The following is a 13,126-nucleotide window of genomic DNA, read 5'->3' as shown; positions in this document are numbered from 1 at the left end:
TACAGCGTGTTAGTGTTAACTGCCTGTCAATCCGGCCAGACCAATCGCCTGAATCCCACCGCTCCTAAGGCGGCTTACCAGAATTCGAGTATGGATGTACGCACCGATGCCCTGATTTCAACTGTCAATATACCGGTTGCCATTGCGCTGGCCGATGTAGAGCGCCAGATCAACGCGCAGGTTAGCGGGCTCATTTACGAAGACAACTCATTCGACGACGATGGGGGAGGAACGCCATTCATGACCAAGGTCTGGAAGCGCGCTCCGATTGGTGTAAAGGCCGGTGTGGTGCAGGGCGACAGCCTGTTTTACTTCAGCGTGCCCCTGAAAATATGGGCGAAAGCGGGCAAGAAAGTGCTTGGTTTTATGCAATCGGGCGAAACAACCTTCGAGATCGACCTGCGGTTCGCCACCCGGTTTTCAATTGATAGAGACTGGACTGTCAGCACCAAAACAACTGCCGAAGGGTTTGAGTATGTGACCAAACCCACTATTCGGCTGGTCGGTTTCGATATACCTATCACCGGGCTGGTCAGCAAGGCGATCAACAGCAACCTGGGCACGGTAACACAAACCCTTGACAAGCAGGTACGTGAAAAGATCGACCTGCGCACCCCGGTGCTGCGCGCCTGGAATCTGATCCGTGAGCCATACAACGTATCCGACGAGTTTCGGACCTGGTTGACGGTGGTGCCGCGTCGGGTTCTGATCACACCGCTGCGCTTCGAGCAAGGCGAATTAAGGGCCACTATTGGCCTGGAGGGGCATACGCTAACGACCGTGGGGGCAAAACCTACCGTTCGGGCTGCCACCGATCTGCCCGATCTGACTGTGGTGCCAACCGTCAATGATGACTTTCGGGTGGGAATCATCAGCGAGGCAACGTACCCGGAAGTGGCAGACCTGGCCAAAAAGCAGCTGATTGGTAAATCGTTCAATTTCAGCACATATTCCATTACCATTACTGATCTGGATCTGTACGGACAAAATGAGAACCTGATCATCAAGGCGGGCATTTCCGGCAGTGTTTCCGGCGATATTTACCTGCGCGGTCAACCCTATTACGATGCGCAGACCCGGTCGGTGACGCTGAGAAATCTGACGTACGACCTGGAAACCAGAAACCTGCTTCAAAAGGCAGCAAGCTGGCTGCTGAAGAGCACGTTGGCCAAGACCCTCGAAAAAAACCTGACTTTCCCCGTCGGCGATCAGATCGATGCCATTCGACAGTCTATTCAGGAACGAATGGCGAATTACCCGCTGGCGAAAGGCGTCATGCTATCGGGCAAGATCGATCAGGTAAGCCCGGATCAGGTGTATCTGACGCCAACAGCCATGGTGGCCGTGGTTCATGCCAATGGTAAAGTAAATGTGCGCGTTCAGGGCCTTGAGTAAACAAGAACCAGCACCGAAGCTTCCGCTTTGGTAGTGGTCTGATCCGCAACGTTTTTAACTTCCGAAGCTGGAGCTTCGGTGCTACATCAAACGCCCATGAAATCTGTATATCTGGTACTCATATGCTGTTTAACTGCCTCAGTGTCGTTAGCACAGGCAGATCGTGAACCGCTCTTCACAACGGCTGACGGGGTGAAGATCCATTACGACAAAATCGGGAACGGGCCTGCGGTGGTACTCATTCACGGGTTTATTGGTAACGGTGAATCCTGGAAACGTACAGCCCTCCGCATGATGCTGGCCGACTCTGGCCATACCGTTGTTACGCTCGATCTGCGGGGAAACGGCCGATCTGACAAGCCACACAAAGCGTCGGCTTATGAGAACGATATCGAAGCGTATGATGTGATAGCCCTCATGAAGCACCTTGGCTTGTCGCAGTATGACGTGATTGGTTATTCGCGCGGGTCAATCGTTGCGGCGAAGCTGCTGGCCATTGCGCCCGCCAAACAGGTACGTCGTGCGGTGCTGGGCGGCATGGGGCTGGATTTCTCTGACCCGAACTGGATTCGTCGCCGTCATTTTTATGAAGCGTTGGCCCGCCCCGGTAGCCATCCCGATCTGCAACCGGCTGTTGATTACGCGGTTAAATCCGGAGCCGATACGACGGCGTTGAAATACATGCAGCAGTTTCAGCCGGTGACGTTGCCGAGTGAGTTGAAGCGGATTAAACAGCCGGTTCTGGTTATTTCGGGCGATCAGGATGAAGACAATGGCAAAGCCGCTGATCTGGCTAAGGTCCTTCCGAATGCTACACTCGCCACCGTTCCGGGAACGCACAACTCAACGATGGGAACTGCCGACTTCGCCAGGAAAGTCGTGGCGTTTTTGAGAAAGTAGGTTGCTGATACATTGCAAAAAGCTTCGCGCTTGTGGCCTTTCGACAGGCTCAGGGAGACAATACATACCTAGATGTTCATGATGCACCTGAGTGGGGTTGTCACCCTGAGCCTGTCGAGGGGCCACAAGCGCGAAGCCTTTTTTTGCAATCTACACTGTAAAATAGTCCACTATCCCCTTTAAAAATCGAGGTGGCAGTTTGTCCAGCCGTCGTCGAAGCGGGTGCCGAACTGTTTGTAGAAACCGATGGCGGGTTCGTTCCAGTCGAGCACCTGCCACATCATGCCGGTGCAGTTTAATTCGTGGGCTTTGGCAATCGTGGCGTCGAGCAATTCTTTGCCGAGTCCTTGTCCACGATGGCTTTCGGTAATGATGATGTCTTCCAGATAAAGGCGTTTCCCTTTCCAGGTCGAGTAGCGGAAATAATAAAGCGAGATGCCAACAAGTTTCTTCGTAACCTCATCTTCAGCCACCATAAAATGGAACAGCGGATTGGGCCCGAAGCCGTCTTCCCGAAGCTGCTCGACCGTGTTGGTCATCTGGTCGGCGGCCTCTTCATACACAGCCAGTTCTACAATCAGGTCATGAACCTGGGGAATGTCGGCTTCTACGCCGGTGCGGATCGTAATCATACTTTGTTGCGCCACTTGTCTAGTGCGGCCTGAAAATCAGTGGGTAGGGGTGAGTCAAATTGATACCATTCCTGGGTACGTGGGTGCTCGAACCCAAGTGAACGGGCATGGAGTGCCTGGCGGGGCAGCAGGGCAAAGGTATTGTCGACGAACGCTTTAAAGCTTCCGTTTGGGTTACCGCGCAGAATCTTATCGCCGCCGTAGGTTGCGTCGTTGAATAAAGGGTGGCCAATATGCCGAAAATGCGCGCGAATCTGATGGGTACGTCCTGTTTCAAGATTGCACTGCACCAGCGACACGTAGTTCAGGGCTTCCAGTGTTTTGTAGTGCGATACCGACCATTTGCCTTTGGTCTCATCGTCATACACTGTCATCACTTTCCGGTCACTGGCCGACCGGCCAATGTAGCCCGTAATCATACCGTCGGCGGGGTCGGGAGCACCCCATACCAGAGCGTTGTAGGTACGTTCGATGGTGTGCTCGAAAAACTGCCGGGCCAGATGGCTCATGGCAAATTCCGTTTTGGCAATCACCATCAACCCCGATGTGTCTTTGTCGATGCGATGAACCAACCCGGGCCGTCCCTCGCCGTTGCGGGTGGTTGGCAGGTTCTGAAGATAATATACCAGTGCGTTCACCAGCGTGCCGTCCCAATTGCCGTGGGCGGGGTGAACCACCATGCCAGCCGGTTTATTCACCACCATCAGTTCGTCGTCTTCGAACACAATGTCGATCGGGATATTCTGCGGAATAATGGTGGTGTCGCGGATCGGGTGGGGGAGCGAGACCGTTATCAGATCAACGGGCTTTACTTTATAACTGGCCTTGACAGCCTGGCCATTTACTTTTACGCTGCCCGCATCAATGGCGGCCTGTAGCTTTGTGCGGGAAGTATTGGCTAATTTCGTATCTAAAAACCGGTCGATCCGAAGCATGGCCTGACCCGCATCGACGACGATTCTGTGATGTTCAAACAGGTCATCTTCCTCCAGTTCGTCGGGTTGGGTATCTTGATCGATCATAGTGCTAAGTGGTCAATGACAAAGGCGAACTGCCCCGGCCCTTAACCATAATTTATCCAAAATTACACACCATGGCCGATTTAGTGGCTCATCTTGACCAGATTGTCGGCCAGTCGCCCCTACAGTTCCTGCCAGACCCTTTTTCTGAGCCAGTGCCCATTCACCTTTATTTGAAACGGGATGATCTGCTGCACCCGCTGGTGTCGGGCAATAAATGGCGGAAACTAAAGTATAATCTGATCGAGGCCGAGAGGTTAGGGTACACTACGTTACTAACTTTTGGAGGAGCTTACTCCAATCATTTATACGCTACGGCGGCAGCAGGAAGGGTTTTTGGCTTCAAAACGATTGGCATTGTGCGCGGTGACGAGCTGGCGAAAAAGCCGCTCAACCCCACACTGACATTCTGCCGGGAACAGGGAATGGTGCTTCATTTCGTTGATAGGGCAACGTACCTGCGCGCTGAAGAGGCTGATTTCCAGCAGGAGCTTCAGGTACGTTATGGCCCCTGTTATAGATTGCCTGAAGGCGGTACAAATGACCTGGCCATTCGCGGCGCAGCCGAAATCATGCCTGAACTTCGCAACCAGCTGGATCGGTGGCCCGACACGGTGGCCTGCGCCGTGGGTACAGGCGGCACGTTGGCAGGCTTGCTGCTGTCGGCTCCCGAATCGGTACATGTGCTTGGTATGTCGGCGTTGAAAGTACCGGACGGCCGAAACGCTTATTTTGCCGGCTTACCTGAGCAATTGCCGCCAAACGTTTCGATCAGAACCGATTTTCATCAGGGGGGCTATGCCCGAACTACGCCCGCCCTTCGCCAGTTCATGCTCGATTTTGAGCGTAAAACAGGTGTGCTGCTCGACCATGTCTATACGGGAAAACTGCTGTTTGCGCTCTATACACTAGCTTGTCAGGGGTATTTCTCTGAGGGAGCAACCGTAGTAGCGATCCATACTGGTGGATTGCAGGGCCGTAACGGGTAAGTAGTAAGGGCTATTTTTTCTGAATGACACTCAGTGAGCCGCTGCCTTCCAGATAGCATTGCTTCACGTCGGCAACGTCTTCGATGCCTTGCTGGCGGAGTAGGCTGATTAATTCATCCTCGGTGATCAATTCCCGTTTGAGGTTTTGCTTCTGAATAACACCATTTTTTACCAAAAGCGTGGGCTCCGGGTTGCCAAGGCGGCCGAAAAAGGCCGAGCGGAAACCCAGCCAGTTGATCAGGTAATCCCAGCCAACTAACGTACCTACCAGTGCGGCTCCTTCAGTGACTGACTCATACGTGCCGGCCATGGCATTCTGTGACGCATCGGATATGAGCGTAATCAGGAGGATGTCGGTGATGTTTAGCTGCCCGCTACTCCGCCGCACGAAGCGCATGTATAGGAAAACAACCCAGTAGGTCAACGAACCCCGAATCAATATCTCCAGGATGGAACTGGACGGGATGAACATCTTGTCCCAATCAACATCGATTAGCTTTTCCATGGTAATGTGTCATAAACAATGAAAACGGATTCGCACCTTTGCGGTTTCGATTTCTTATCCATCAACATGCCTGCTTTACTACTCGACCGTTCGCTGGAACCCCGCCTACAACAGCTCATCGACCAGAAAACAAAACCACTGGGTGCACTTGGGCAGCTTGAAACTCTGGCCCTGCAAATTGGCCTGATTCAGCAAAGCACAAACCCGAGGCTGACGAATCCGCACATCCTGGTGTTTGCCGGTGATCATGGCATTGCCGCCGACGGTGTCAGTGCCTACCCGGCCGAAGTTACCTATCAGATGGTGATCAACTTCATTGCGGGTGGGGCGGCAATTAACGCGTTTACCCGTCAGAGTGGTCTTCGGCTTGTTGTCTGCGATGTGGGCGTTCGGGGTACGTTTGAGGCCAACACACCGGAATTTGTAAAGTTCAAGGTGCAGCCCGGTACGCACAACATGCGGTATCAGCCCGCCATGAGTGCCGATGATACCGAAGCCGCCATGGATGCCGGCCGGTTGCTGGTTGACGGCGTACGTCATCGCGATTGCAACATCGTTGGCTTTGGCGAGATGGGCATCGGTAACAGTTCGTCGGCGGCCTTACTCATGCATCGCCTGCTCAAAGTGCCTCTGAATCAGTGCGTTGGTCGCGGAACTGGATTGACTGACGACCAATTGATACACAAACTCGCGGTGTTGACCGAAGTGGCCGATACCTACGCGCACCTGACCGATCCGATGGCGATTTTATCGGCGATGGGTGGTTTTGAGATTGCAGCAGTCGTGGGTGGAATCCTGTGCGCCGCTGAAAACGGCATGGTTATTCTTATCGACGGCTTCATCGTTACCGCTGCCTTGCTCGTTGCCCGTGCACTCGACCCCGCCGTGTCTGATTATTGTGTGTTCACCCACCAGTCGGAGGAAGCTGGTCACCGGCTCATGCTGGATCAACTCGATGCGCAACCGTTACTGAGTTTGGGCTTGCGGCTGGGCGAAGGAACCGGCTGCGCGTTGGCCTATCCACTCGTTCAGGCGGCCGTGACAATGCTGACAGACATGGCGTCGTTCGAAAGCGCAGGCGTGAGTACACAATTAGTTACCAGTTATCAATGAATAAGCATCAGCGCTGTAGGAAAACGTACCTGGCAGTGCTAATGCATGTTCATTGATAACTGGTACCTGAAACTGTTTACAACCTATGCGCACCCTGTTCTTCACCGCTTTGATGTTTTATACCCGGCTGCCGGTGCCGAAAGACATTGACCACTCAGCTGATTTGCTGAACCGATCAACGCTCTTCTTCCCGCTGATCGGCTGGATCATCGGTGGCATCGGGGTTGGTACATACTGGGTTGGCAGCATCTTGTTTCCGCCTGAGCTGGCCGTGCTGCTGAGTATGGTTTCTACGATCTGGGCAACCGGAGCTTTCCACGAAGATGGTTTCGGTGATGTCTGCGATGGATTCGGCGGTGGCTGGACGAAAACGCAGATTCTGACTATCATGAAAGATAGTCGGCTGGGTACGTATGGGGTTGTTGGGCTGGGGCTGTTGCTTGCCATTAAGTTTTTCGCGCTGATGAAACTGCTACCCGGCGAACCCTTCGGCTGGAAACTGGCGTTGAAATACATCTCGGCACATAGCCTCAGTCGATGGGTTGCCACCACGCTTATTGCCAGCATGCCTTACGCCCGAGCGGACGAAGAATCGAAGGCAAAGCCAATTGCCAAGGGCGGAATAAAGGGTTTGCCATTGGGGATAGCTACATTCTTTGGCCTGGCCCCACTGCTGGGGCTGGTCGCGCTGAGTGGATTATGGGTCTATCTGACGTTCCTGATACCCCTCTGGCTGGTGCGTTGGCGATTAATGCGCTTCTTTACCAAATGGCTCGGCGGCTACACCGGCGATTGCCTCGGTGCCACCCAACAACTAACCGAGGTCGTCGTTTACCTGTCATATGTATCCCTGGTTTGGGTCAGCCTTTGATAAGAAACGGCATTAAGTGGCCATTTGCTGCGGCGGCATTTGTTGGAGGAAACAGTCCAGGAGAATTACTGGCTACCCAATGCCACTCAATAACTACCGAATACCTCTGAATGACATGTCACTATGCTGGAACTTAGAACAGTCAATGTAACCAGGTACGTTACGCCACTGCGTGAGGGTGGGTCGCTGCCTGCTTTGGCTGAAGCCGACGACGATTTTTTGTACGTGCTGAAATTTCGGGGAGCGGGGCAGGGTACCAAAGCACTGATCGCCGAATTGATTGCCGGTGAACTGGCCAGAACGCTCGGCCTGCGGATCCCCGAACTGGTATTCGCGAATCTGGATCCTGCCTTCGGCCGAACAGAGCCCGATGAAGAAATCCAGGATCTGCTGAAAGCCAGCGCTGGGCTAAATCTGGCCCTGCATTACCTCTCGGGCGCTATTACGTTCGATCCCCTGGTTACGACCGTTGAGCCTCGGCTTGCGTCGCAGATCGTGTGGCTGGATTGTTTCGTAACAAACGTGGACCGTACGGCCCGGAATACAAATATGTTGATGTGGCACAAGGAGTTATGGCTGATTGATCATGGGGCGGCACTGTATTTCCACCACAGTGGACAACCCTGGGAAGAGCAGGCTCGCCGCCCGTTTGCCTCAGTGAAAGATCATGTACTCTTGCCACAGGCGTCGGAACTGACAACCGTTGATGCCGAATACAGGGCTTTACTGACCGCCGATCGTATCCGCGAAATTATTTCGCTTATTCCCGACGACTGGCTGATGACGGAAGGCGCAGAAACCACCGCTGAAGAGCAGCGCAATATCTATTTCCAGTTTTTAACGACCCGGCTTGCTGAGTCTGAACGATTCGTTACCGCCGCCAATGATGTCAGAAATGCACTTGTTTGAGTATGCTGTCATCCGCGTAGTGCCGCGGGTCGAGCGCGAAGAGTTCATCAATGTGGGCGTGGTGTTGTACTGTGCGTCGCAGGGCTTTCTGAAAGCACGGTGTACGCTGCCCGTTGAGCGGTTAGCGGCGTTCTCTAACGTACCTGACCCTGACGAAATCGCGGCTAGACTCGGCGCTTTCGAGCAAATATGTACCGGTCGGAAAACGGGCGGCCCAATCGGGCAGTTGCCAGTTGCTTCCCGGTTTCGCTGGCTCACAGCAACGCGCAGCACCATTGTCCAGACCTCACCCGTGCATCCCGGCCTTTGCGCTGATCCACAACAAACCCTCGACCGGCTGTATGACCAGTTGGTTCATTAACGATGACTATCTACTTAATACGACATACAGAAGTTGCCGTTGGCAAATCAGTCTGCTATGGTGGCACTGACGTGAAATTGGCTGATAACTATGCTGAGCAGGCAGCTAAGCTGTTACTTAATCTGCCTGCTACGGCCCCTGATGTGGTATTTTCCAGCCCACTGACACGATGCCGACACCTGGCAGAGGACCTAACGACTCCGACGCGAAAAGAATACATACGGTTCGACGATCGGTTGCGTGAATATCACTTTGGTGATTGGGAGATGCTGCCCTGGAGCGATATTCCCCGGGATGCACTCGATGCCTGGATGGTTGATTTCGTGAATCAGGCTCCGCACAATGGCGATTCATTTCGTGCTGTTTTTGATCGCGTCAGTGAGTTCTGGCGTGAGAAAGTCCTGCCACTAGCCAATGCCGAATCACCTAAAACAGTATATATTGTCAGCCATGGTGGGGTAATCCGTGCTTTGCTGTGTTTATTCCTGGAGTTACCTTTGCAAAACGCCTACCGCCTCCATCTCGACTACGGAGCCGTTTCGAAACTGGCTGTTCAGAACGGAACGTACACAGTAGCATACATCAATCGTTAAACAAAACAGCCTTTTCAGGGCCTGAACGTAGATCTATAAACGTTACACTTTTTATGAAACCACTTCATATTCGCCTGACTACCACCGCTTCGCTTATTCTGCTTGTTGCCGTTTCGCGGTTTTTACCCCATCCGCCCAACGCAACACCAGTAATGGCCATGGCGTTGTTTGGCGGCGCCCTGTTCGAGAAGAAATGGCTGGGGCTGATCGTTCCCGTCCTGGCCATGCTGCTCAGCGACTGGCTAATCGGGTTTCATGGCACAATGGGTGCTGTGTATGGCTCGCTGGCGCTCGCCTGGCTTATTGGTGTGGTTGCCCTGACTAAACCAACCGTTGGCCGGGTAGTAGGAGGATCGGTTGCAGCCTCGATCCTGTTCTTCCTGATCACCAACTTTGCGGTCTGGTATGGTAGTTCGTATTACCCGCAAACGGCTGGCGGTCTGCTTGGCTGCTATACGGCTGGTCTGGCTTTCTATAATAACCAGTCGTTTTTCCTGAACGGGCTGCTTGGCGATCTGTTCTTCAGCGGTTTGCTTTTCGGGGGCTACGCACTGTTACAACGTCGTTTCGCCGTGTTGCGTCCAGCAATGGTGTAGTTCTGAATCTTTTTTGTTGTGAAGCCCCGCCATACATGGCGGGGCTTTTTTTGGTTAACCGGCCACAAAAAAGCCCGGACCATTGGGCCCGGGCACATCTACATAGGTGGTAAGCCGTGTGCCTAGTTAGGCATCAACACGGTATCGATTACGTGAATCACGCCATTAGACTGATTAACATCGGCGATTGTCACGGTTGCCATGCCACCTTTTTCGTCGGTCAGCATGATTTTCTTGCCTTTCTGTGTGGCAGTCAGTGTTCCACCGGCCACTGTCTTCAGCGTAGCTTTTCCGCCACCCTGTTTGATCTGGTTCATGAGGTCCATGGCGCTCACTTTACCCGACACCACGTGGTAGGTCAGGATGCTTGTGAGTGTGGCTTTGTTCTCTGGCTTCACCAGCGTTTCAACCGTACCGGCTGGCAGTTTATCAAACGCTTTGTTGGTTGGGGCAAACACAGTGAACGGGCCAGGGCTCGAGAGGGTCTCTACCAATCCTGCCGCTTTAACAGCAGCCACCAGCGTCGTATGATCTTTTGAGTTTACTGCGTTCTCAACTATGTTTTTCGATGGGTACATTGGGGCACCACCTACTGTTACTGTTTTCTCCTGGGCAAAAGCTCCCGTGCTGATAGCGGCTACGGCAAGCATCGAAAAAAGAAGTTTAATCGTCTTCATGTTGGTAATTTGATTTACTTGATTTGTGTGTGAAACTCTGTGTGATCGATCGACGGAAAGACCTACGGCAGAACTTGATAGCTTGGATTTTTTGTCAGTAAAAATATTTTTCAATAGTCTGATAATGAGTTCACTATCTTAATAGATAAGATCCTTGTTTAACGAATTATGGCTGATGTTAAACGCGCTTCTACTCATATGTGTCTTGGAAAACACTTAAAAAAAAACGGGCTACTAAAAGGTGCCTGACCCCGTAGTAACCCGTCGGTACAATGTGAACTGGTATTGGTTTAAGCCGCTACGATTTACCCATCACCCGTTGCCTACCGGCCACCGGCCGGACAGTTTTTCTTTAAGAACTCAGTATACAGTGTGCTTAAATGCTGGCGTGTACCAGCCCCTTCAAAAATACCGTGCGACCGGTTCGGATACGCCATGAACTGGAACATCTTGTTGTACTTCACCAGTTCGTTGACCAGCATTTCGGCATTGGCGTAGTGCACATTATCGTCGCCCGTTCCGTGGATGTACAATAGGTTTCCTTTCAGGCCCTTAACGTGCGAGATGGGTGAGCCAGCCACAAAATCCTCGCGGTTTTCCTGAGGGAGGCCCATGTAACGCTCCTGATAAATATTATCGTAGGTCAGTTGGTTGGCTACAGCGGCCACGGCAATGCCGGTTTGGTAGATGTCCGGATACTGGAACAGCAGATTCAACGTAGTAGAGCCGCCGCCGCTCCAGCCCCAGACGGCAACACGGCTGGTGTCGATAAACGAGTGGCGGGCGAACAGCGCCCGGGCGCCCATCGCCTGATCACGAATATTCATGCGGCCAATCTGCCGGTAAATGCTTTTGCGCCAGGCGGCACCTTTCAGAGCGGGTGTTCCCCGGTTGTCGAGTGCAGCGTAGATGTACCCTTCTTTGAGCATATCGCCCACAAACAGGTCATTGTTGCCGGCCGAAAACACATCGTTTGTGGTTACGGCAGCCGGTTCGCCATACACCTGGAAAACAATCGGATAACGCTTGGTACTGTCGAAAGCAGGCGGCAGGGCCATCCAGCCATCGAGCGTCACGTTATCGGTCGTGGTGACGGTGAAAAAGCGAATGTTTTTCCCGCGTGCCTGTGTTGGTCTGCCCGGCGACGTACCTGACCGCAAGGGTGAGTGATCGGGCAGTCTTACCCACGAACGGCCTGGTGGTGTGGTCGAGTTCGTGAAGGTGTGCAAGGCAACCTGTCCGTTCGGCGATACATCGTACCCGTGCGTACCCGCCTGGTTAGCCGGCGAAAGTCGTTCAAGTTTCCCTGACCCGTTCAGCGGCACGCGGTACAGATAACGCTGCGTGGCGTTATCGGGCGAGGCAGTGAAGTAGACATATCCCCCGGCTTCGTCGATGCGTTCCAGTTCGGCCATATCGTAGTTGCCCGGAGTCAGCAGTGTCTGTGTTTTTCCATCGCGGCTGAACAGGTATATATGACGCCAGCCATCTTTCTCCGACACCCACAGGAATGATTTGCCCCCGTTGGTCCATTCCCAGCCGGTCGGATCATCGCGGTCCCAGCGGGCTTTGATGTCGATCCAGGCTTTGTCCGTTTCCGTGAAAATAGGCGTAACCAGGTTCTTCGCGGGTTGGCAAATGTAGATGATGCTCTCGTTTTGTTTACGATTTAACTGCTGAACAATCAGCTCGTTACCCGCTGGATTGGCCGTCGGGAACCACTCGGCCCGGACCAGATAGTGCTGGGCTGCATCGCCGGGTATGGTCAGCCACTTCGTAGTGCCACCCGTTGCCGAGACAACGCCAAGACGGGTAGGCGAGGGCGATTCACCAACTTTCGGATACTCGACCGGAATGGTGTAGGAGTAGATCGAATCGGTATTATCGATCATCAGAAAATCCCGGATTTTGCTGGCGTCGACCTGCCAGTAAAGGAGTTGTTTGCTGTCGGGGCTCCAGCGGAAACCATCGCGGCAACCGAATTCCTCTTCATATGCCCAGTCAAACGTACCGTTGATACGCTGGCGGGTACCGTCGCTAGTAAGTTGCGTGGTTTTGCCGGTGGCTATTTCTTCCGAGAACAGATTGCTTTTGCTGACATACGCCACCCGTTTCCCGTCGGGCGAAAGTTTGGCGTACAGCATCGACTGGCTGGGTTGTTTGGCCCCAACCTGCCGCAACGTACCTGAAGTCCCTGGTTTCGGGCGAGTCAGCACGTAATAATCGCCGCGGGTATTGTAGCGCCACACGCGGGCTGTGTTTGTGAAAATCAGAACGGTACTCGAGTCGCGGCTAAAGGCAAAATCAGCCACGGTGATAGGAGCTTTTCCCCCGGTAGGCGTAAGTTCGGCTGCCGACACAAGCTCGGTTTCGGTACCGGTGCGAACATCGGTGCGGATGATCGCATTTTTGGCACTGGAAAGTGTAGCATTACCATCGGCAGTCCATCTGACGGCTCGGGAACGGAATTGAGCTGGCGAAAAATGAGCTATCAGCAGCCCGGTAAGTAGGAGCAGGGATCGTATTATGCGCATAGATGAAGAATTGAAGGAGTGAAGTTACAGGC

14 protein-coding genes are annotated in these 13,126 nt (G+C 53.2%); 9 read left to right on the top strand and 5 right to left on the bottom strand.

Translation table 11 applies throughout. The annotated features are described in order from the left end of the window. Positions 1-90: 90 nt before the first annotated feature. Together J2I46_RS02395 and J2I46_RS02390 are read left to right on the top strand one after the other, a co-directional pair. Entirely contained in the window at positions 91-1,395 is a 1,305-nt protein-coding gene (locus J2I46_RS02395) for a DUF4403 family protein (RefSeq protein WP_229379447.1), read from the top strand. 96 nt (positions 1,396-1,491) lie between these two features. After that, entirely contained in the window at positions 1,492-2,295 is an 804-nt protein-coding gene (locus J2I46_RS02390) for an alpha/beta fold hydrolase (protein ID WP_207327328.1), read from the top strand. Between the two features lie 179 nt (positions 2,296-2,474). On the opposite strand, the gene J2I46_RS02385 is transcribed toward J2I46_RS02390, so the two are convergent. Further along, positions 2,475-2,927 carry a GNAT family N-acetyltransferase gene (locus J2I46_RS02385; protein ID WP_207327327.1) on the bottom strand — a complete coding sequence of 151 codons (453 nt, stop codon included), beginning with the start codon at positions 2,925-2,927 and terminating at the stop codon, positions 2,475-2,477. Further along, positions 2,924-3,949, bottom strand: a complete 1,026-nt coding sequence (locus J2I46_RS02380) for an RluA family pseudouridine synthase (protein ID WP_207327326.1) — start codon at positions 3,947-3,949, stop codon at positions 2,924-2,926. Before J2I46_RS02380 ends, J2I46_RS02385 begins: the two co-directional genes overlap by 4 nt. Positions 3,950-4,020: 71 nt before the next feature. On the opposite strand from J2I46_RS02380, the gene J2I46_RS02375 reads away from it, so the two are divergent. Next, positions 4,021-4,935 carry a 1-aminocyclopropane-1-carboxylate deaminase/D-cysteine desulfhydrase gene (locus J2I46_RS02375; protein WP_207327325.1) on the top strand — a complete coding sequence of 305 codons (915 nt, stop codon included), beginning with the start codon at positions 4,021-4,023 and terminating at the stop codon, positions 4,933-4,935. Between the two features lie 10 nt (positions 4,936-4,945). Here the strand turns inward: J2I46_RS02375 and J2I46_RS02370 are convergent, their stop codons facing one another. Then, positions 4,946-5,440: a DUF421 domain-containing protein gene (locus tag J2I46_RS02370; RefSeq protein WP_207327324.1), complete on the bottom strand. Its 495-nt coding sequence runs from the start codon at positions 5,438-5,440 to the stop codon at positions 4,946-4,948. 66 nt (positions 5,441-5,506) lie between these two features. On the opposite strand from J2I46_RS02370, the gene cobT reads away from it, so the two are divergent. The 6 genes from cobT (at position 5,507) to J2I46_RS02340 (ending at position 9,883) form a co-directional block, all read left to right on the top strand. After that, positions 5,507-6,553, top strand: coding sequence for a nicotinate-nucleotide--dimethylbenzimidazole phosphoribosyltransferase (gene cobT / locus J2I46_RS02365; protein ID WP_207328094.1), 1,047 nt, complete (start codon positions 5,507-5,509; stop codon positions 6,551-6,553). 85 nt (positions 6,554-6,638) lie between these two features. Further along, positions 6,639-7,424, top strand: a complete 786-nt coding sequence (locus J2I46_RS02360) for an adenosylcobinamide-GDP ribazoletransferase (protein WP_207327323.1) — start codon at positions 6,639-6,641, stop codon at positions 7,422-7,424. Positions 7,425-7,547: 123 nt separating this feature from the next. Next, positions 7,548-8,333: a HipA family kinase gene (locus J2I46_RS02355; protein WP_207327322.1), complete on the top strand. Its 786-nt coding sequence runs from the start codon at positions 7,548-7,550 to the stop codon at positions 8,331-8,333. Beyond that, positions 8,311-8,694, top strand: coding sequence for a DUF3037 domain-containing protein (locus tag J2I46_RS02350; RefSeq protein WP_207328093.1), 384 nt, complete (start codon positions 8,311-8,313; stop codon positions 8,692-8,694). The genes J2I46_RS02355 and J2I46_RS02350 overlap by 23 nt, the downstream gene beginning before the upstream one ends. 2 nt (positions 8,695-8,696) lie before the next feature. Then, on the top strand, positions 8,697-9,287 hold the full coding sequence (gene cobC, locus J2I46_RS02345) for an alpha-ribazole phosphatase (protein WP_207327321.1): 591 nt from the start codon (positions 8,697-8,699) through the stop codon (positions 9,285-9,287). 53 nt (positions 9,288-9,340) lie between these two features. Then, positions 9,341-9,883: a DUF6580 family putative transport protein gene (locus tag J2I46_RS02340; protein ID WP_207327320.1), complete on the top strand. Its 543-nt coding sequence runs from the start codon at positions 9,341-9,343 to the stop codon at positions 9,881-9,883. Positions 9,884-10,005: 122 nt separating this feature from the next. On the opposite strand, the gene J2I46_RS02335 is transcribed toward J2I46_RS02340, so the two are convergent. Beyond that, on the bottom strand, positions 10,006-10,560 hold the full coding sequence (locus tag J2I46_RS02335) for a fasciclin domain-containing protein (RefSeq protein ID WP_207327319.1): 555 nt from the start codon (positions 10,558-10,560) through the stop codon (positions 10,006-10,008). A gap of 323 nt (positions 10,561-10,883) precedes the next feature. Then, complete coding sequence (locus J2I46_RS02330) at positions 10,884-13,094, bottom strand: S9 family peptidase (RefSeq protein WP_207327318.1); 2,211 nt, start codon at positions 13,092-13,094, stop codon at positions 10,884-10,886. Positions 13,095-13,126: the final 32 nt, after the last annotated feature.

This window comes from Fibrella forsythiae (assembly GCF_017353175.1).
Classification (GTDB): Bacteria; Bacteroidota; Bacteroidia; order Cytophagales; family Spirosomataceae; genus Fibrella; species Fibrella forsythiae.
The sequence above is the reverse complement of the archived record's forward strand: the minus strand, read 5'-3'. Positions and strand labels throughout refer to the sequence as shown.